At 68.2% G+C, this 18,430-nt stretch carries 16 protein-coding genes and 3 pseudogenes; 11 read left to right on the top strand and 8 right to left on the bottom strand.

Features of this window, described 5'->3' with window-relative positions:
- Positions 1-61: 61 nt before the first annotated feature.
- The 4 genes from yajC to ACSQ9A_RS27055 all read left to right on the top strand — a co-directional run bounded on the left by yajC (position 62) and on the right by ACSQ9A_RS27055 (position 5,831).
- Positions 62-397: a preprotein translocase subunit YajC gene (gene yajC, locus ACSQ9A_RS27070; protein WP_436305959.1), complete on the top strand. Its 336-nt coding sequence runs from the start codon at positions 62-64 to the stop codon at positions 395-397.
- Positions 398-444: 47 nt separating this feature from the next.
- Positions 445-2,325 carry a protein translocase subunit SecD gene (gene secD, locus ACSQ9A_RS27065; protein ID WP_436305958.1) on the top strand — a complete coding sequence of 627 codons (1,881 nt, stop codon included), beginning with the start codon at positions 445-447 and terminating at the stop codon, positions 2,323-2,325.
- 12 nt (positions 2,326-2,337) lie between these two features.
- A complete protein-coding gene (gene secF / locus ACSQ9A_RS27060; RefSeq protein ID WP_214695092.1) occupies positions 2,338-3,291 on the top strand; it encodes a protein translocase subunit SecF in 954 nt (317 codons plus the stop codon).
- A gap of 128 nt (positions 3,292-3,419) precedes the next feature.
- A complete protein-coding gene (locus tag ACSQ9A_RS27055; protein WP_436305957.1) occupies positions 3,420-5,831 on the top strand; it encodes a DUF1631 family protein in 2,412 nt (803 codons plus the stop codon).
- Positions 5,832-5,837: 6 nt separating this feature from the next.
- Here ACSQ9A_RS27055 and ACSQ9A_RS27050 read toward each other — a convergent pair whose 3' ends face one another.
- The 3 genes and pseudogenes from ACSQ9A_RS27050 to ACSQ9A_RS27040 all read right to left on the bottom strand — a co-directional run bounded on the left by ACSQ9A_RS27050 (position 5,838) and on the right by ACSQ9A_RS27040 (position 8,648).
- A complete protein-coding gene (locus ACSQ9A_RS27050) occupies positions 5,838-6,353 on the bottom strand; it encodes a DUF494 family protein (RefSeq protein WP_436305956.1) in 516 nt (171 codons plus the stop codon).
- Between the two features lie 59 nt (positions 6,354-6,412).
- Positions 6,413-7,409 (bottom strand): annotated as a pseudogene (locus ACSQ9A_RS27045) (DNA-processing protein DprA).
- 21 nt (positions 7,410-7,430) lie between these two features.
- Positions 7,431-8,648 carry a LysM peptidoglycan-binding domain-containing protein gene (locus tag ACSQ9A_RS27040; protein WP_436305955.1) on the bottom strand — a complete coding sequence of 406 codons (1,218 nt, stop codon included), beginning with the start codon at positions 8,646-8,648 and terminating at the stop codon, positions 7,431-7,433.
- A gap of 162 nt (positions 8,649-8,810) precedes the next feature.
- Between ACSQ9A_RS27040 and def the strand changes: the two genes are divergently transcribed.
- The 5 genes from def to ACSQ9A_RS27015 are packed head-to-tail and all read left to right on the top strand — an operon-like array spanning position 8,811 to position 11,895.
- On the top strand, positions 8,811-9,344 hold the full coding sequence (gene def, locus ACSQ9A_RS27035; RefSeq protein ID WP_436305954.1) for a peptide deformylase: 534 nt from the start codon (positions 8,811-8,813) through the stop codon (positions 9,342-9,344).
- Positions 9,341-9,850 carry a hypothetical protein gene (locus ACSQ9A_RS27030; RefSeq protein WP_436305953.1) on the top strand — a complete coding sequence of 170 codons (510 nt, stop codon included), beginning with the start codon at positions 9,341-9,343 and terminating at the stop codon, positions 9,848-9,850. Before def ends, ACSQ9A_RS27030 begins: the two co-directional genes overlap by 4 nt.
- Positions 9,851-9,857: 7 nt before the next feature.
- Positions 9,858-10,808 (top strand): methionyl-tRNA formyltransferase, encoded by a 951-nt coding sequence (gene fmt, locus ACSQ9A_RS27025; protein WP_436305952.1) that lies wholly within the window; start codon positions 9,858-9,860, stop codon positions 10,806-10,808.
- On the top strand, positions 10,808-11,548 hold the full coding sequence (locus ACSQ9A_RS27020) for an AzlC family ABC transporter permease (RefSeq protein WP_093108657.1): 741 nt from the start codon (positions 10,808-10,810) through the stop codon (positions 11,546-11,548). Before fmt ends, ACSQ9A_RS27020 begins: the two co-directional genes overlap by 1 nt.
- On the top strand, positions 11,545-11,895 hold the full coding sequence (locus tag ACSQ9A_RS27015) for an AzlD domain-containing protein (RefSeq protein WP_436305951.1): 351 nt from the start codon (positions 11,545-11,547) through the stop codon (positions 11,893-11,895). The genes ACSQ9A_RS27020 and ACSQ9A_RS27015 overlap by 4 nt, the downstream gene beginning before the upstream one ends.
- Here the strand turns inward: ACSQ9A_RS27015 and ACSQ9A_RS27010 are convergent, their stop codons facing one another.
- The 5 genes and pseudogenes from ACSQ9A_RS27010 to ACSQ9A_RS26990 all read right to left on the bottom strand — a co-directional run bounded on the left by ACSQ9A_RS27010 (position 11,896) and on the right by ACSQ9A_RS26990 (position 16,122).
- Positions 11,896-12,867: a Bug family tripartite tricarboxylate transporter substrate binding protein gene (locus ACSQ9A_RS27010; RefSeq protein WP_436305950.1), complete on the bottom strand. Its 972-nt coding sequence runs from the start codon at positions 12,865-12,867 to the stop codon at positions 11,896-11,898.
- Positions 12,868-12,895: 28 nt separating this feature from the next.
- Positions 12,896-13,507: pseudogene (locus tag ACSQ9A_RS27005) on the bottom strand (MBL fold metallo-hydrolase); the annotation flags it as partial.
- Positions 13,489-14,466, bottom strand: a pseudogene (locus tag ACSQ9A_RS27000) (FAD-dependent oxidoreductase); the annotation flags it as partial. The pseudogenes ACSQ9A_RS27005 and ACSQ9A_RS27000, both read right to left, overlap by 19 nt.
- A gap of 8 nt (positions 14,467-14,474) precedes the next feature.
- The gene (locus ACSQ9A_RS26995) at positions 14,475-15,596 is read right to left on the bottom strand and encodes an alpha/beta hydrolase family protein (RefSeq protein ID WP_436305949.1); all 1,122 of its coding nucleotides are present in this window, start codon (positions 15,594-15,596) and stop codon (positions 14,475-14,477) included.
- Positions 15,589-16,122: a VOC family protein gene (locus ACSQ9A_RS26990; protein WP_436305948.1), complete on the bottom strand. Its 534-nt coding sequence runs from the start codon at positions 16,120-16,122 to the stop codon at positions 15,589-15,591. The genes ACSQ9A_RS26995 and ACSQ9A_RS26990 overlap by 8 nt, the downstream gene beginning before the upstream one ends.
- Before the next feature lie 93 nt (positions 16,123-16,215).
- On the opposite strand from ACSQ9A_RS26990, the gene ACSQ9A_RS26985 reads away from it, so the two are divergent.
- Together ACSQ9A_RS26985 and ACSQ9A_RS26980 are read left to right on the top strand one after the other, a co-directional pair.
- Positions 16,216-17,127 carry a LysR family transcriptional regulator gene (locus ACSQ9A_RS26985; protein ID WP_436305947.1) on the top strand — a complete coding sequence of 304 codons (912 nt, stop codon included), beginning with the start codon at positions 16,216-16,218 and terminating at the stop codon, positions 17,125-17,127.
- 96 nt (positions 17,128-17,223) lie between these two features.
- Entirely contained in the window at positions 17,224-18,417 is a 1,194-nt protein-coding gene (locus ACSQ9A_RS26980) for a phosphoglycerate kinase (RefSeq protein ID WP_436305946.1), read from the top strand.
- Positions 18,418-18,430 lie beyond the last annotated feature (13 nt).

Below are 18,430 nucleotides of genomic sequence, written 5' to 3'. Positions count from 1 at the left end.
CGGAAGCGTGAACCCCGGCTGGGGTTCGCGCTCTTATCACTTCCCTCTGCTGGAGACTTCCTTGTTCATTTCCTCTGCTTTCGCCCAGACCGCGCCTGCTGCTGCTGCCGGCGGCGGCGACATGATGTCCTCGCTCGGCAGCATGCTGCCGCTGGTGCTGATGTTCGTGGTGCTGTATTTCGTGATGATCCGCCCGCAGATGAAGCGCCAGAAGGAAGCCCGCACCATGATCGACGCCCTGGCCAAGGGTGACGAGGTGGCGACCGCCGGCGGCCTGCTCGGCAAGATCACCCAGCTCGGCGACCAGTACCTGACGGTCGAGATCGCCAAGGGCGTCGAAGTGCAGCTGCAGCGCAGCGCGGTGGTCCAGGTCCTGCCCAAGGGCGCAATCAAATAGGGCGGAAACGTGGGTGCTGCGCACCCCCGTCCTTGAGGTTTCAATAGATGAACCGTTACCCGGTCTGGAAGTACGCGATCATCGTGATCGTGCTGCTCGTGGGGCTGATCTACGCCCTGCCCAATTTCTTCGGCGAGGCGCCTGCGGTGCAGGTGTCCGCGGGCAAGTCGACCGTCAAGGTCGATGCCGGCACCCAGGCCCGCGTGGCCGAGGCGCTGAAGGCCGCCGGCCTCACGCCCGATCTGTTGACGCTGGACGCCACCTCGATGCGCGCGCGCTTCGCCAGCACCGACGACCAGCTGAAGGCGCGCGACGTGCTGCAGCGCGCGCTGGTGCCGGATCCGAGCGACCCGCCCTACATCGTGGCGCTCAACCTGGTGTCGCGCTCGCCGGCCTGGCTCGCCGCGCTGCATGCCTATCCGATGTACCTGGGCCTGGACCTGCGCGGCGGCGTCGACTTTCTCCTGCAGGTCGACATGAAGGGCGCCATCGATAAGCGGGCCGAGTCCTTCGCCAACGACCTGCGCTCCGGCCTGCGCGACAAGAACGTCCGCGGCACCTCGGTCACCCGCAACGGCCAGACCATCGAAGTGCGCTTCCGCGATGCCGCCGGGCTGGAAGCGGCCAAGGCGCTGATCCAGGACCAGTTCGCCGACCTCGCGACGACCGACAGCCAGGAAGGCAGCGAGTGGAAGCTCGTCGCCACCATCAAGCCCGAGGCCGCGCGCCGGCTGCAGGACGCGGCGCTCAAGCAGAACATCACGACCCTGCACAACCGGATCAACGAGCTCGGCGTGGCCGAGCCGGTGATCCAGCAGCAGGGCCTGGACCGCATCGTGGTGCAGCTGCCGGGCGTGCAGGACACGGCCAAGGCCAAGGACATCCTGGGCCGCACCGCCACGCTCGAGATGCGCCTGGTGGACGAGTCCGCCGAAGGCCGCGCGGCCGAAACCGGCAGCGGCCCGGTGCCCTTCGGCTCCGAGAAATTCCTCGACCGCGAAGGCCGCCCCGTCATCGTCAAGAAGCAGGTGCTGGTGACCGGCGAGAACCTTACCGATGCGCAACCCGGCTTCGATTCGCAGACCCAACAGCCCAAGGTCGACCTGACCATGGACGCCAAGGGCGGCCGCATCATGCGCGATGTGAGCCGCGAGAACTTCCGCAAGCGCATGGCGATGCTGATCTTCGAAAAGGGCAAGGGCGAAGTCCTGACCGCACCGTCGATCAACGGCGAGCTCGGCAACCGCTTCCAGATCTCGGGTTCGATGACCGTGGTCGAGGCCAATGACCTCGCGCTGCTGCTGCGTGCCGGCTCGCTGGCCGCGCCGATGGAAATCATCCAGGAACGCACCATCGGCCCGAGCCTGGGCGCCGACAACATCCAGAAGGGCTTCGACAGCGTGATGTACGGCTTCGCCGCGATCATGGTGTTCATGTGCCTCTACTACGCGCTGTTCGGCGTGTTCTCGTCGATCGCGCTGGCGGTCAACCTGCTGCTCCTGGTGGCGGTGCTGTCGATGCTGCAGGCCACGCTCACGCTGCCCGGCATCGCGGCCATGGCGCTCGCGATCGGCGTGGCCATCGACTCCAACGTGCTGATCAACGAGCGCGTGCGCGAGGAGCTGCGCGGCGGCGCCTCGCCGCAGGCGGCCATCCATGCGGGCTACGACCGCGCCTGGGGCACGATTCTCGATTCCAACGTGACCACCCTGATCGCGGGCATCGCGCTGCTGGCCTTCGGCTCGGGCCCGGTGCGCGGCTTCGCCGTGGTGCACTGCATCGGCATCGTCACCTCCATGTTCTCGGCGGTGTTCTTCTCGCGCGGCCTGGTGAACTTCTGGTACGGCAGCAAGAAGAAGCTCAAGAGCCTGTCGATCGGTACGGTCTGGAAGCCGGACGCCAGCAAGGCCACGGCCGACGCCAAGTAAGGGAACAGAAAAATGGAGTTCTTCCGAATCCACCGGACCATCCCGTTCATGCGCCATGCGCTGGTGCTGAACGCGATCTCCGTCATCACCTTCCTGCTGGCGGTGTTCTTCCTGTTCCATCGCGGGCTGCACTTGTCGGTCGAGTTCACCGGCGGCACCGTGATGGAGGTCGCCTACCAGCAGTCGGTCGACGTCGGCAAGGTGCGCGAAACCATCGGCAAGCTCGGCTACCCCGACGTGCAGGTGCAGAACTTCGGCACCTCGCGCGACGTGCAGATCCGCCTGCCGGTGCAGAAAGGCCAGACCTCGGCCCAGCAGAGCGAGCAGGTGATGGCCGCCCTCAAGGCGGTCGACCCATCGGCCACCCTGCGCGGCAACGAATTCGTCGGCCCGCAGGTGGGCGAGGAGCTCACCACCAACGGCCTCAAGGCGCTGGGCATGGTGGTGGTCGGCATCATGATCTACCTGGCCTTCCGCTTCGAATGGAAGTTCGCGCTCGCCACCGTGCTGGCCAACCTGCACGACGTGGTGATCATCCTGGGCTTCTTCGCCTTCTTCCAGTGGGAGTTCTCGCTGGCGGTGCTGGCGGCGGTGCTGGCGGTGCTGGGATATTCGGTCAACGAGTCGGTGGTCATCTTCGACCGGGTGCGCGAGAACTTCCGGCGCTACCGCAAGATGACGACGCGCGAAGTCATCGACAACGCGATCACCTCGACCATCAGCCGCACCATCATCACGCACGGTTGCACCCAGCTGGTGGTGCTTTCGATGTTCTTCTTCGGCGGCCCGACGCTGCACTATTTCGCGCTGGCGCTGACCATCGGCATCCTGTTCGGCATCTACTCGTCGGCTTTCGTGGCGGCGGCGATCGCGATGTGGCTGGGCGTCAAGCGGGAGGACCTGGTCAAGGGGCCGGTCAAGCGCGAGGGCGATCCGGACGATCCGAACGCAGGCGCCACCGTGTGAACGGCGCGCCCTCGGCCCCGACTTTCGTCTGTTGGGGTTGCTGCCGAGCGGGGCCTGCTCTTGTGCGGTTACGCTTCCCGAGGCAAGCTCGCGCCTGAAACGTTTTTAATTAGCCGTCGCTACTGTCCATGATCTCGCGGTCTCCAGCTTCCTCCCAGCAACTCGCTCGCGAGACGCGCGAACGCTTCGTCGCCGCCACCGAAGGTGCGATCCCGCCGGTCGCCCACGCGATCCGCGAGCGGCTGGCCGCCCTCGCCGGAATGACCGGCAACGTGCGCCAGATGCAGGAGAACCGCGACGACTACATCGCTTTCCAGGCCCAGGGGTCGAGCTGGGTGCCGCTGTCGCAGACTGCATGGCGCAAGGCGTTGATCGTCAGTACCGGCAGCGGGCCTTCGGTCAACTCGCTGTCGCGCCTCGAACTGATCGGCGACGAGGTGGTGGAGACCGGCATCCTGTACTCCCGCCTGGCCCAGGCGATCCAGGACAAGGCCAGCTTCGAGCTCAACGACCTGCGGCTGCGCATCCAGCATCTCGAAGGCACGGCCGAGCTCAACGCCAAGGACATCCTCAAGCCCGAAGCGCTGGCCAAAGTGCTGGTCGACCAGTGGCTGGCCGCCGGCCTGAGCCGCAGCCTCTGGACCAAGGTGCAGGACGTGGTGCAGCACCAGCTGGTCGACGTGATCGTCAAGGCCTACAAGGAATCCAATGCCTTCCTGATCGAGAAGGGCGTGATGCCCGAGATCGATCTCAAGAGCTTCGTCAAGCGCACGGGCAGCGTCAATTCCGGCACGGCGACGCTCGGGACCAGTTTTGCCCATGCCGGCAGCGCGCCGATGGGCGTGGGCGGCCCGCCCGTTGCCTTCGGGGCGCCCCCGGGCAGCTTCGCGCCGGCGGCGATCGGCGTCGGCCGCGGACCGGGCACTGCCGGCGGCGACACGCTGGTCGCGACCGGCGGTTCGCCGCTGGTCCTTGCACGCCAGCGGGCGCAGGGCGTGCTGCTCAATCTCAAGCGCTTCGTGACCGCGCGCATCGGCGGCGATCTCTCCCAGCAGCGCGCAGCGGCGGCGGGCAGCATGGCTGCAGGCGGCGGTCACGGCGGTCACGGTGGTGGCGGTGGTGGCGGGGGCGGGGGCGGCGGTGTGGGCCTCGGCGCACCAGCCTTCGCCGCCGCGATCGCTGATGCGGAAGCGGCCTACCAGATGATGTCCTCGCAGTACGTGGTCGGCGACGAGGCCACGGCGATTCACCAGACCGCGGCCGAAATGCGCCGGCGCACCAGCGAACTCAAGAAAAAGGCGCCGACCACCGCCGACAAGGCCACGGTCGAGATCGTGGCGCTGATGTTCCAGGCCATTCTTGCCGAGGAGCGCATCCCGTTCTCGGCGCGCGTGTGGTTCGCGCGGCTGCAGATGCCGGTGCTGCGCGTCGCGATCGCCGAGCCGGAATTCTTCGGCACGCTGCAGCACCCCGCGCGCATGCTGATCGACCGCATGGGTTCCTGCGTGATGGGCTTCGACGCCGCCGCCATTTCGGGCAGCGCACTGGAGGGCGAGATCCGCCGCGTGGTCCAGGTGATCGAGCAGTACCCCGAAACCGGCCAGCGCGTGTTCAAGCTGGTGTTCGACGAATTCGTTGCCTTCCTCAACAAGTACCTGACGCAGAGCGATGCCACCCAGCGCCTGATGAGCGTGGCGCAGCAGGTCGAGCAGAAGGAGACGATGGCGATCCAGTACACCATCGAGTTGCGCAAGATGCTCAACGACATGCCGGTGCGCGAGGAGATCCGCGAGTTCCTGTTCAAGGTCTGGGCCGAGGTGCTCGCGATCGCGGCGCTGCGCCACGGCGCCCAGGACGAGCAGACGGTGACGCTCAAGCGCGCCGCTTCCGACCTGGTGTGGGCCGCGAGCGCCAAGCCCAACCGCAACGACCGCGCCCGCGTGATCCAGGACCTGCCCCAGCTGCTGCAGCGCCTGCGCCAGGGCATGAGCCTGCTGGGCATCGTCGGCGATCCGCAGGAGGCGCACATCAAGACCATCGGCGCCACCTTGTCCGATGCCTTCCTGTCGAAGACCGAGGCCATTCCGCCGGCCAAGATCGAGGCCATGGCCAAGCGCCTGGCCAACCTCGAGGATTTCGTTTCCGACGACGATGGTGCGACCGACCTGCCGCTGGACGCCGCGAGCATCGAGCTGCTGCTCGGGGTCGACGCGGCTTCGCTCGAGATCGTGCCCGACACAGGCACCAAGGTCGGCGAGGACATGCTCGCGTGGGCGCGCGAACTCCAGGTCGGCACCTGGTTCATGCTCGACCACAACGACCGCGTGAGCCAGGTCCAGTTCGTCTGGCGCAGCGAGCGCAAGCAATTGCACCTGTTCGCGTCGAGCGACGGGCGCAGCTTCCTGGTCCAGGTCGGGCGCTTGGCGTCCTATCTGCAGGCGGGTCTTCTGGTGCCGGCCGAGGAGGAAACGCTCACGGTGCGGGCCACGCGCGAGGCGCTGGCCAAGCTGGATGCCAATCCGGAGCGGCTGCTGAACTAGCCGGCTTCAGTGCGCGACGCGGCCTGTCGTGTCGTCGCAAAGCTCGTCGAGCACCAGCGCATCGGGCTCGACGCCGGTGCTCCAGTGCACCATCAGCACGATGATCTTGAGCTCGTCGAGCGCCAGCGGGTCGCCCGATGTGGCCATGGCGCGATCGATCACGATCTCGCGCATGCCGGGGGGCAGCACGCGCGCGGACTCGAGGAAGCTGATGAAGCCCAGGCATTCGGCGCCCAGGTGTTCCTGCTCGGCGGTCGAATAGACGCGCATCGAACCCGGCGATTCGGGCAAGGCGGCATCGTTCGGGCTGCGCGCGCTCACCGTGGCGCTGCTCCCGTCGGCGTGCCGGGTCAGTTGCACGCCCTGGGTGGCGAGGCTCAGGCCGTCGAGCCAGCGCAGTGCGTCGCGGATCTCTTCCGCATCGAAGCCCTGCGCGCTGAGCTTGCGGCCCAGTTGCTCGGGCTCGGGACACGCATCGCCGCGCCAGTAGTTTTCGTAGACATACACGAGCACTTCGAACATGGGGCCAATATAGCCCACTCGGCGCGCCTGGCCCGCTGCGTTGTTCGAACGCGACGCCGTCAGCCCTGCGCAACGCGCTGGAACAGGCCGCCGGGCAGGCGGGCGACGCTACCGGCGAGTTCGAGCTCGAGCAGTTGCGCCTGCAGCTCGGCGGCGCTGAAGCGGGTGCGTGCGCACAGCGCATCGAGGCTCACCGGGTCGTAGCCCATGTCGTGCAAGAGCCCGTGTGCCGCGTCGGCATCGGCGTCCTGCGCCGTCGGATTCGCAGCAGCAGAAGCCGTGGCGCCGTCCAGGCGCAGCTCTTCGAGCACGTCGCCCACCGTCTCGACCAGCTTCGCACCTTGGCGGATCAAGGCATGGCAGCCGCGCGATGGCGGCGAGTGGATCGAGCCGGGAATGGCGAACACCTCCTTGCCCTGCTCCAGGCCGCGGGCTGCGATGCGGTGCGCCAGCTCTCGGTGCCTGGCCGGGTAGACGCGGTCCAGTCCCGTGCCGACCACGGCCAGCGTCGCCGGGCGGCCCGGGTCATCGGGTGCATCGAGCGCGCCCTCGTGGGCCGCGCCGTCGACGCCGAGGGCAAGCAAGCCCCGACACCACCGGAATGCCGGCCTCGCCGAAGGCCCGGGCGAAGGCGCGCGCATTCGACGCACCCTGCGGCGCCGGATTGCGGCTGCCGACCATGGCGACGCTGTTCCCGAGCTGCGTGAGATCCAGCGCCGGCGCGCCCAGCAGGTAGAGCATCAGCGGCGGGTCCGCCATCTCGAGCAGCGAGGCGGGATAGCCGGGATCGCCCAAGGTCAGGATGCGCCGCGTGGCGCCTTCTTCGGTGCCTTGCAGCCATTCGAGGGTCTGGTCAAGCAGTGCCGGGAGTTCGTGCGGTGCGCGAAGCAGGGCCTGCGCCTGCGCGTCCGTCACGAGCTGCTGCAGCGCCGCCGGCGACTGCACGAAAACGCCCGAGGGCAGCCCGAAGGCCGCGAGCAGCTTGCGCGCTGCCGTGTTGCCGATGCCCGGCGTCAGCGTGAGCCGCAGCCAGCCCGCGAGTTCTTCACGTTCCACGCGAAGGAGGAAGAGGAGGCGTCAGGGATTGACCAGCAGATCGCCGATGCGCGGAGCGTCGTTGATTTCGAGCACCAGCGCGTACGAGACCCGCTCGAACGGACGGAATACCATCAGCAGGCCGATGCGCTCGTTGGGCAGCTTCAGCGTCTCCTTGCCCGATCCGGTCTTGTCGATGATGGTTTCGCCGTTCTTGAGGATGGCCAGCACGTGGCCGTTCTCGATGCCGTCGAGGGTGCCCTTGTTGATCGCGACCACCTGGTTCTGGGCCGCGAACTGCACCGCGTTGCCGTAGACCGAGACGATGCGGCCTTCCTCGATGGGCTGCTGGGGCGCGCGCGGCACGTAGCTCAGCAGCTGGCGGGGCGGTTCGGGCAGCAGGCGGTCGCCGGCGCGCATTTCCTCGCGCGCCGCCACGATGTCGACGGTCGCGGGCACCACGCTCTTGAGCTCCTTGCCTTCCACCATCTCGGTGACGCTCGACTCGCCGCGCTGCAGCTGGGCCTTGCCGAGGTACTGCGCCTCGTAGCCGAGGATCTCGCCGGTGCCGGGGTCCTTCAACGGCGTCGCGTTGCGGAAGATGCGGAAGGTCTTGATCGGGCCGGCGGTTTCCACCAGCGGCGAGTTGACCTCGCCCCGCGCATAGGCGCGGTCGCCGCGCGCGAGCAGCACGCGGCTGTCGTTGCCCGCCACGATGCGCGGCGCCGTGAGCAGGGTCTCCTGGTCGACCACGATCGGCTCGCTCAGGAAGGGTTCGATCAGGCTGGGGTTGAGCGTCGGCAGCGCCATGCCTGACAGCGATTCGAAACGTGTGCGGGGCGTCAGCTTGATGGTGCCTCCGTCGGCCACGCTCGAGCCGCCGCGGCGGGTGCTCAGGCGGGCGCGGCCGCCGGTCTTGTCGAGATAGAGCACCTGACCGGGATAGATGAGGTGCGGATTGCGGATCTCGCCCATGTTCATGCCCCAGAGCTCGGGCCAGCGCCAGGGGCTGCGCAGGTAAAGGCGGGAAACGGCCCACAGCGTATCGCGGGGCTTGATCGTGTATTCGTCGGGCGCGTTCGGCGCCAGCTCGCTGAGCGGCACGCCGGTCTGCGCCGTCTGCTGGGCCGTGGCGCGCTGCTGCGGCGTGACGGGGTAGTTCTGCGCGAGGGCCGTCGTGCCGCTGCCCACCATGGCGATCATCGCCAGCGTGGCGAAGATGTTCGGACGCAGGCAGTCGTTGATTCGGAGTTGTTTCATGGTTTGATGGTGTGCACGCACTACGCCCAGGGGGACGTACGAATCCTCACAATTTGCAACGAATTTTGCGCTGAAGCCCTTGAAGGGGCAACGTTTATCAGGTCGCAGCGCGTCGTACCGTCGCGGAAATGGCGAAAATAACGACAATTTTTCCTCGCATTCATGGCCAAAAGAACCATCCTGAGCTATCCCGACAAGCGCCTGCACACGGTCGCCAAGCCGGTGCAGGGCGTCGACGCGCGCATCAAGACGCTGGTCGCCGACATGATCGAAACCATGTACGAGGCGAACGGCATCGGCCTGGCCGCCACGCAGGTCGACGTGCACGAACGGCTGGTCGTGATCGACATCTCCGAGGAGCGCAACGAGCCGCTGGTGCTGATCAATCCCGAGATCGTCTGGGCGAGTGAGGAAAAAGTACTCAACGAGGAGGGATGCCTCTCGGTGCCCGGCATCTACGACGGCGTCGAGCGTGCAACCGCGGTGCGCGTGACCGCCCTCGACGCCAACGGCGAGCCCCAGACCATCGAGGCCGAGGGCCTGCTGGCAGTCTGCATCCAGCACGAGCTCGACCACCTGCTCGGCAAGGTGTTCGTCGAGTACCTCTCCCCCCTCAAGCGCAATCGCATCAAGAGCAAGCTGCTCAAGCAGCAGCGCGAAGACCAGAAGCTCGAACAACGGGAAGGACGGCGGTGAGCGTCGTCGCCCGCGCCTGGCCCGCCGCGCTACTTGCTGCGGTGCTGGGGTTGGCGGGCTGTGCGGGCGAGCCGACGCGGATCGCGCCGGGCACCTTGAAGGCCGACGCGCTGCAACAGCTCGGTGCGCCCACCGCCGCGTACCCGCTGCCGGGGGGCGGCGAGCGGCTCCAGTATTCCCGTGCGCCGGCCGGCTTCGAGGTGAACAACGTCGATCTCGACGCCGGCGGCCGCGTGGTCTCGATCCGTCAGGAACTCGACGATCGCCTGTTCGACCGCACCATCCAGCCCGGCGTCGGCGTCTGGCGCGAGGCCGACGTGCTGCGCATCTACGGCCGCCCGTTCGAGATCACGCGCGTGAGCGCCTTCGACGGCGTGATCTGGAGCTGGCGCTACAAGATGATGAACGCGCCCCGCCTGCTCTACATCTATGTCGACCCTGCCGGTGTGGTGCAGCGCTACCACACGGGCGACGACCTGATGCGCGATCTCTTCGAACGGATGTGAGGGTCGCATGAGGGTTGCGTTTGCGGGCACGCCCGAGTTCGCCCGCGTCGCTCTGGAGGCGATCGCCGCCGCGGGCTTCGAGATCGTGCTGGTGCTGACCCAGCCCGACCGCCCCGCCGGCCGGGGCATGAAGCTGCAGGCCTCGCCGGTCAAGCAGTTCGCCACAGCGCACGGCTGGCCGGTGGCGCAGCCGCGCAGCCTGCGACTGGACGGCAAGTACCCCGAGGATGCCGCCGCGGCGCGCGCTGCCATCCTCGAGGCCAAGCCCGACGTGATGGTGGTCGCCGCGTACGGCCTGATCCTGCCGCAGTGGGTGCTCGATGCGCCGCGGCTCGGCTGCCTCAACATCCATGCGAGCCTCTTGCCGCGCTGGCGCGGCGCAGCGCCGATCCATCGGGCGATCGAGGCCGGCGATGCCAAGACCGGCGTCACCATCATGCAGATGGATGCCGGGCTCGACACCGGCGACATGCTGCTCGCCGAATCGCTCGCGATCGGCGAGGACAGCACCGCGCAACTGCACGACCGGCTCGCCGCGCTCGGCGGGCGGCTGATCGCCGACGCCTTGAAGCAGGCCGAGGCCGGCACGCTGCACCCCGAGCCGCAGCCGGGCGAAGGCGTGACCTATGCGCACAAGGTCGAGAAGCACGAGGCGCAGGTGGACTGGACGCAGGATGCCGCCACCATCGTGCGCCGCATCCGCGCCTTCGATCCCTTTCCCGGCGCGAGCAGCGCGCTCGACGGCGAAACCATCAAGCTCTGGGCGGCGCGGGTTCAGCCCGGGACGCCTGCGGACGCAGCGGGCACGGTGCTGGTAGCCGGCGCGCCGGGCATCGCCGTCGCTGCCAGGGATGGCGTCGTCGTGATCACCGAGCTGCAGCGGCCCGGCGGCAAGCGCCTGGCCGCGGCCGATTTCCTGCGCGGCTTCGACATCAAGCCGGGGCAGGTCTTCGGCTGATGTTTTTTTCTCCTTCCATCCGCCGCCAGCCGGAGTTCCGCCAAGGCGCGACCGAAATGTCCTCGGTCGCCGTCGGCATCGGCGCCTGGGGCCTGATGACCGGTGTGGCCATGGTCAAGTCGGGCATGAGTGTCTTCGAGTCGGTCGCGATGACCTTGCTGGTCTATGCCGGCAGCTCGCAGCTGGCCGCCATTCCGCTGCTGATCGCGGGCGCGCCGGCCTGGGTGGTCCTGGCCACGGGCTTCTGCGTCAACCTGCGCTTCGTGGTCTTCAGCCTGCATCTGCGGCCCTACCTCATGCACATGCCGCGCTGGCGCCGCCTGACGCACGGCTACCTCACGGCCGACATGAGCTATGCGATGTTCACCGGCCGCTACCCCGAACCGCCCGCGAGCGAGCCCGAGAAGCGGGCGCAGGAGGCCTACCTGACCGGCAATTACTTCGTCACCTGGTCCTCATGGATGGGCATGAGCCTGCTCGGCATTGTGCTGGCCAACCTGATTCCGCAGAGCTGGGGGTTGGGCTTCGCCGGCGTGCTGAGTCTGGTGGCCATCGTCTGCTCGATGGCGACGACGCGCTTGCGCATCCTGGCCGCGCTGATCGCCGGCGCCACGGCGGTGGCGGCCTACGCGCTGCCGCTCAAGCTCAACATCGTGGCCGGCATCGGCGTCGCGGTGCTGCTGTGTTTCTGGCTCGAGAAGCAGTTCGGGCTGGACCCCGACGCGGAGGACGACAAGTGAGCATCGGCAACGGCGGCGCCACCGACTTCTGGACCCTGGCGGTGATCGTCGGCCTGGCCGGCGTTACGGTGCTGACGCGCTGCTTCTTCTTCATCCTCGACCGGCCCTGGGGCTTGCCGGACTGGGCGCACCGCGCGCTGCACTATGCGCCGGCGGCCGCGCTCGCAGCCGTGATCGTGCCCGAGATCGTGATGTCGCAGGGGCACCTGATCTCGACCTGGAAGGACGCGCGGCTCTATGCCGCAGCGGCCGGCGCCGCTTATTACTTTTGGCGCCGCGGCGTGTTGGGCACGATGCTGGCAGGCATGGTGGTCTACCTGCCGCTTCACTTGGGGCTCGGCTGGTAGCTAGTCGAGTTGTACGCCGGCCGACTTGATGACCTTGCCCCAGCGCTCGCTCTCGGCGCGCGACAGCTTGTAGAAGTCCTGCGGCGTGCCGGGCAGCGCCTCGAAGCCGAAGTCCGCGAACAGCTTGACCACCTTCGGCGCCTTCATCGCCTTGTGCAGCTCGCCGTTGATCCGGTTCACCGCTTCCTGCGGCATGCCGGCCGGGCCGATCAGGCCGTGGAAGGCATAGGCATTGACGTCCTTGAAGCCGACTTCCGAGGTCGGCACATCCGGCAATGCGCTCGCGCGCTGCGGCAGCGCGATCGCGAGCACGCGCACCTTGCCCGACCGGATGATCGGCAGGCCCGAGGCGAGGTCCAGCATCATGGTCGGCACCTGGCCGCCCATGATGTCGGTCATGGCCGGTGCGGCGCCCTTGTAGGGCACGTGGACGATGCCGAGGCCGGCCTTCTGCTTGAAGAGCTCCATCGCCATGTGGTGCGGCGTGCCGTTGCCGGGCGAGGCATAGCTCACCTTGTCGGGATTGGCCTTCACGTAGCTCACGAACTCGGCGACCGTCTTGGCCGGAAAGTCCGGATGCACCACCAGCGCGACCGGGAAGCGGCCGATGGTGCCGATGTAAGTGAAGTCGCTCGCCGGCTTGTAGGGCAGCTTGGCGAACATGTGCTCGTTGAACAGCAGCGCCGCGTTCTCGGCCTGCATGATCGTGTAGCCGTCGGGCTTGGCCTGCATCAGCACCGACACGCCGATGTTGGTGGAGGCGCCCGGGCGGTTGTCGATGACGATGGGCTGGCCAAGCGAAGGCTGCATCGCGTCGGCCAATGCCCGCGCGAGGTTGTCGGTGCCGCCGCCCGCGGGGTACGGCACGATCCAGCGCAGCGGCTGACTGGGGTAGGCGCTCTGGGCCGGCGCATGGCTGGTTGCGGCCAGCGCGAGGCCGGCGGCGGCCAGCAGTTGCAGGAATCGTTTCATCGCTTTTGTCTCCGGGTTAGAAAAGAAATCAGCCGCGCAAGGCTTGCCATAGCTCGCGGTCGCGCTCCGCCGTCCACACGACCGGGTGCTCGATGCCGCGCAGCTCGTCATAGGCCCGCGACACGTCGAAGGGCAGCACGTGCTGGAACACGGGCCATTCGCCGAAGCGCGGCTTCATCGCTTCTTCGGCGCGGTCGAAGCAGCCGCGCAGGCTCTCGCCCGCTTCGATGCCCGAGCGCACGCTCGCGAGCAGCGTCGACAAGAAGGCCTTGGTGAGCGCGATCGCCTCGGCGCAGGCGTCGGGGCCCTGCAGCACCGCGCCGCGTCCCGGCACCAGCACCGCGGGCTCGAGCGCGGCCACGGCGTCCAGCGTGCCGGCCCAGTCCTGGATATAGGCGTCGCCGGCGTACACGCCGCAGCGGTTTTCCACCACGTCGCCCGAGAACAGCACGCCGCAGTCGGGCAGCCAGGCGACGCTGTCGCCGCCCGAGTGGCCGCGGCCCAGGCACATGAGCCGCACCTCGCGCGCGCCGCCCAGCCACAGGCTCATCTCGCCCTCAAAGCTCATGCTCGGCACGGTGAGGCCGGGAATCTCTTCCACGCCGGCGAAGAGACGCGGGAAGCGCCCGACCTCGGAATCGCGTGGGCCGAATCGCCGATGAAGAACATGCGGCCGTGGCGGAAGCGGTCTAGCAGATGGTCGCGGTAGCCGTAAGGGCCGATCCAGACGAATTCGAACTCCACGCCCGGCCCGAGCTGCTCGCGCAGCCGCGCGCCGGCCACCTCGGGCTTGCTGATGTGGGCGGTGTCGCAGTCCTCGGGCATCTGGTAGTCGATGCGCCAGACGCCGTCGGCCATCAGGTGCTGCCAGACCGCGCGGCCCTCGTTGAAGGGCGCGTCGACCCAGGTCCAGCGCTCGACAGGCAGCGGCTTCTTGAAGCGCACGTCGCTGATGCACCAGCGGTCGGTGCTGCGCGAGCTGTGGGCGTCGAGCCCGAGCTGGGTGCGGATCGCGCTGTTGGCGCCACTCGCGTCGATTAGGTAGCCGGCCTCCATCGCGTAGGGGCCGGCGGGCGTCTCGACCTCGACGCGAACACCGTCGCCGCCGGGCACGATGCGCGTCACGCGGTTCTTCCATCGCAGGTCCGTGAAGCCGAGTTCGAGGATGCGGTCGACCAGGAACCACTCGAGGTAGAACTGCTGCAGGTTGATGAAGGGCGGCTGTGCGGAGACGCTGTCGGTCTTCAGGTTGAAGTTGTAGACCTCCTCCTCGCCCGAGAAGGTGCGGCCAAAGGACCAGGTGACGCCCTTGTCGGCGATGCGCCGGTAGATGCCGAGCCGCTCGAAGATCTCCAGGCTCTTCTGCGCGTAGCAGATGCCGCGCGAGGAGGCGCCGCGCACGCCTACCGTGTCGTCCTCGTCCAGCAGCACGGCGCGCACGCCGCGCTGCGCGAGGTCGCAGGCCAGCGTGAGGCCGGCCGGACCGGCGCCGACGATGACGATCGGATGGCGCACGAGCGTATCGCTACCCAGCTCGGGCGGCGGCTGGAAGGGCCAGCGCGGCAGCTCGTAGTCGGGCGCGAAGTGGAAGCTTTCCATCGCGGCGCTCACAGCGCGTGGGCCCACTCGGCGATGGCATCGGCCGCGCGCGGCACCAGCTCGGACTGGCCCGCCAGGTAGTGGTTGCCGCCGACGATGTCGACGTTGCGGATGCGCGCGCCGCCGGCCTGGAGCCAGGCATCGCGCGTGCTCGGGAAGGTGGACTGGTCGGCCGTGTAGGTCAAGAGCAGCTTGGGCGCCGTGGTGTGCGCCAGGTTCGAGGGCCCATCGGCCTGCGAGCGCGAGGACCACTGCGAGAGAAAGGCGGTCAGCGAGGTGGTGCGGCCCATCGCGTTGGCCGAGTAGTTCACCTGCCGCGCATCGCCCCAGACGCTGCCGGGCGCGCGGTCGTTGCGGTCGATCGAAAGGTCCACGCAGCGCGGATCGGCGTGCGTGCGGTAGACGATGAAGGCCTGGTCGCGCGGCGCGCCCGGCGTGCTGCGCAGCAGGCGCAGGCGCTCCACGGCCCAGTTCTCGAGCCGGTCGAGCCTGGCCTTCTGGGCGGCGCTGAAGCGCGCGAGGAATTGGGCGCTGTAGGGCAAGCCGTGGCGCGCGTCGTACATGTCGAGCTCCGGGTCCACCGACAGCGGATCGTGCTCATCGGTGACGGAGGGGTCGATCCAGTCGCGCATCAGCTTCGAGCGGCCCTGGTGCGCCGCGCACAGGGCAATGCCATCCGCTGGCGGCAGGTCGTCGGGATGCAGGTGAGTCGGGTCGCCGTCCGGGAAGTGATGTGCCGTGAGCTTCTCGGCCTGCGCCTGGTAGAAGCTCGCCAGCGCGGCGCCGCCCGAGTTGCCGATGAGCAGCACCTTCTCGTAGCCCGCGGCGCGCAGGAATTGCACGCCGGCACCCAGGTCCTGGATCGCGCGCTCCATCAGCAGCACCGTGTCGTTGCCCATGTAGCGCGAGTTGAGGCCCATGCAGCAGATGCCGCGCTCGGCCAGCGGCGCGATCAGGTAGTGCCCCATGAAGTTGCTCGTGGGGTGCATCACGATGGCCGCGATCTTCTTCGGGCCGGCCGGCGCGCGGTACGCGCCGTAGATGCGCGGGCGCAGCATCTGGAGGCCCGACTGGCTCTCCATCGCGGCGCCGGGCTTGACGTCGATGACGGCGAGTTGGAGCTCAGGCATGCGCCGCTTTCCTCCGCAGTTCGGCCTTGCGCTCGGTCCAGGCATCGAGGTCGGCATGGGCGCGCTTCGCATGCGCGTCCATCTCGCCCTGCGGCACGGTGGGCGTGGTCAGCTCGACGCGGATGCCGTTGGGGTCGAAGAAGTAGATCGATTCGATGATGTGGTGGTCGGTCAGGCCCAGAACCTCGACGCCGGCCGCCTCGAGCCGTGCCTTGGCGGCCAGCAGGTCGGCCACCGAATCGACGCGCAGCGCGATGTGGTTGACCCAGGCCGGCGTGTTGGGCGAAGGCAGCGCGGCCACGTCGTCGCCGAGGTCGAAGAAGGCGATGTAGGAGCCGTCGCGCATCTGGAAAAAGATGTGGACGTAGGGGCAGAACTCGCCGGTGCTCGGCACATGGTCGCTCTTGATCACGTGCACCAGCGGCAGGCCCAGCAGGTCCTCGTAGAAGCGGCGCGTCTCCTCGCTGTCGCGGCAGCGCCAGGCGAAGTGGTGCAGTCCGCGCACTGGCACGGGCGAGGGGGTCATGGCTTGTCTCCGGTGAAGGCTCGGAAACGAATTGGGCCGCCGTTCTTCTTATGATTCAATCGAAATAAATTCATTGATTGATGAACTGAGGCCATGAATCTGACCCTGCGCCAATTGCGCGCCTTCGACGCCGTGGCCGACACCGGCAGCTTCACCGCCGCGGCCGCCCGGCTGCACCTGACCCAGTCGGCGCTCAGCGTGCTGGTGCGCGAACTGGAGCGCGAAATGGGCGTGCAGCTCTTCGACCGCCACACGCGGCGGGTGCTGCTCTCGGAGGCCGGACGCGAATTCCAGCCCTCGGTGCAGCGCCTCTTGGCCGATCTCGCGGGCGCGGTGGCCGGCGTGACCGAGCTGCGCGACCAGAAGAAGGGCGTGCTGCGGCTCGCCGCGCCGCAGCTCATGGCCTGCACGCTGATGCCGCGCGTGATCGCGGCCTACAGCGCGCGCTACCCGGACATCGACGTGCGCCTGGCCGACACGCTGCCCGAGCACCTGCTGGCCGGCGTGCTCTCGGGCGAGGTGGAGTTGGCGGTGGGGCAGGACGTGGCGGTAGATCCCGCGGCAATCGAACGCCGCACGCTCTTTCGCGACCGCCACTGGCTGATCTGCCCGCCCGACCATGCCTTCGCGCGCCGGCGCCAGGTGCGCTGGAGCGAGCTCGGGCCCTACACCTTCATCGCGCCGACGCGCGATTTCCGCCAGCGCGTGCTGCCCGAGCTGGACGCCGACGCGCGCGAGCTGATGCTGCGCGCCACGACGCAGGAGGTCTCGTACATGACGACCGCGTTGGGCATGGTCGCTTCGGGCCTGGGGCTCACGGTCTGCCCGACCTACTCGGCCTCGCTGGTCAAGGCCCACGGGCTGCAGATGGTCAAGCTCGACCGGCCCGATTTCCATCGCGAGGTCTGCGTCTACGCCGCATCGCGGCGCTCGCTGTCGCCGGCGGCCGCCGGTTTCGTCGAGATGCTGGAGCAGTTCGTGCGGAAGCCGGGCCTTGGCGGTTGATCGACACCAGGGCGTCACCGGCGAAACCTACAAACCTACAATGGCCTCTCGCCTTTTTTCAAGGCAGTCCCCTCCGCTTCTCATCACGCCCATCCCATGAACGTTCTTCGATTCACCGACCTGTGTGCGCAAGGCAAAGTCGCCGGCCAGCGCGTGTTCATCCGAGCCGATCTCAACGTGCCGCAGGACGATGCCGGCCGCATCACCGAGGACACGCGCATCCGCGCCTCGGTGCCCTGCATCAAGCTGGCGCTCGACGCGGGGGGCGCGGTGATGGTCACCTCCCATCTCGGCCGTCCGACCGAGGGCGCATTCAAGCCCGAGGATTCGCTGGCGCCGGTCGCCAAGCGCCTGGGCGAGCTGCTGGGCCGCGAGGTGCCGCTGGTGACCGACTGGGTCGACAGCGTCCAGGTGGCGCCCGGTCAAGTCGTGCTGCTGGAGAACTGTCGTCTCAACAAGGGCGAGAAGAAGAACGACGAGACGCTCGCACGCAAGCTCGCCGCGCTGACCGACATCTACGTCAACGACGCCTTCGGCACCGCGCACCGCGCCGAGGCCACGACCTACGGCATCGCCCAGTACGCCAAGGTGGCCTGCGCCGGCCCGCTGCTGGCGGCCGAGATCGACGCCATCACCAAGGCACTGGCACAGCCCAAGCGCCCGCTGGTCGCAATCGTTGCGGGCTCCAAGGTCAGCACCAAGCTCACCATCCTGAAGAGCCTGGCCGACAAGGTCGACCAGCTGATCGTCGGCGGCGGCATCGCCAACACCTTCATGCTCGCGGCCGGCCTCCGGATCGGCAAGTCGCTGGCCGAACCCGACTTGCTCGATGAAGCCAAGGCCGTGATCGAAGCGATGCGCGCGCGCGGCGCCGCGGTGCCGATCCCGGTCGACGTGGTCACGGCCAAGACCTTCGCGGCCGATGCCGCCGCCACGGTCAAGGCCGCCGACCAGGTTGCCGACGACGACCTGATCCTCGACATCGGCCCGAAGACCGCCGAGATCCTGGCCGCGCAGCTGCGCGAAGCCGGCACCATCGTGTGGAACGGCCCGGTGGGCGTGTTCGAGTTCGACGCCTTCGCCAAGGGCACCGAGGCCATCGCGCGCGCCATTGCCGAGAGCAGCGCCTTCTCGATCGCGGGCGGCGGCGACACGCTGGCCGCCATCGCGAAGTACGGCATCGAGGACAAGGTCGGCTACATCTCGACCGGCGGCGGCGCCTTCCTCGAAGTCCTGGAAGGCAAGACCCTGCCGGCCTTCGAGATCCTGGCCAAACGCGCAGCCGGCTGAATACCCTCTATCG

The sequence above is a fragment of the Variovorax sp. LjRoot290 genome (assembly GCF_964253985.1).
GTDB lineage: Bacteria > Pseudomonadota > Gammaproteobacteria > Burkholderiales > Burkholderiaceae_C > Variovorax.
The sequence above is the reverse complement of the archived record's forward strand: the minus strand, read 5'-3'. Positions and strand labels throughout refer to the sequence as shown.

Coding starts and splice junctions, on each gene's coding strand:
- ACSQ9A_RS27055 (WP_436305957.1), top strand. CDS start 3,420: ATGATCTCGCGGTCTCCAGCTTCCTCCCAGCAACTCGCTCGCGAGACG.
- def (WP_436305954.1), top strand. CDS start 8,811: ATGGCCAAAAGAACCATCCTGAGCTATCCCGACAAGCGCCTGCACACG.
- fmt (WP_436305952.1), top strand. CDS start 9,858: ATGAGGGTTGCGTTTGCGGGCACGCCCGAGTTCGCCCGCGTCGCTCTG.
- ACSQ9A_RS27040 (WP_436305955.1), bottom strand. CDS start 8,648: ATGAAACAACTCCGAATCAACGACTGCCTGCGTCCGAACATCTTCGCC.
- ACSQ9A_RS27020 (WP_093108657.1), top strand. CDS start 10,808: ATGTTTTTTTCTCCTTCCATCCGCCGCCAGCCGGAGTTCCGCCAAGGC.
- ACSQ9A_RS26990 (WP_436305948.1), bottom strand. CDS start 16,122: ATGACCCCCTCGCCCGTGCCAGTGCGCGGACTGCACCACTTCGCCTGG.
- secF (WP_214695092.1), top strand. CDS start 2,338: ATGGAGTTCTTCCGAATCCACCGGACCATCCCGTTCATGCGCCATGCG.
- ACSQ9A_RS27010 (WP_436305950.1), bottom strand. CDS start 12,867: ATGAAACGATTCCTGCAACTGCTGGCCGCCGCCGGCCTCGCGCTGGCC.
- ACSQ9A_RS27050 (WP_436305956.1), bottom strand. CDS start 6,353: ATGTTCGAAGTGCTCGTGTATGTCTACGAAAACTACTGGCGCGGCGAT.
- ACSQ9A_RS26985 (WP_436305947.1), top strand. CDS start 16,216: ATGAATCTGACCCTGCGCCAATTGCGCGCCTTCGACGCCGTGGCCGAC.
- ACSQ9A_RS26980 (WP_436305946.1), top strand. CDS start 17,224: ATGAACGTTCTTCGATTCACCGACCTGTGTGCGCAAGGCAAAGTCGCC.
- ACSQ9A_RS26995 (WP_436305949.1), bottom strand. CDS start 15,596: ATGCCTGAGCTCCAACTCGCCGTCATCGACGTCAAGCCCGGCGCCGCG.
- secD (WP_436305958.1), top strand. CDS start 445: ATGAACCGTTACCCGGTCTGGAAGTACGCGATCATCGTGATCGTGCTG.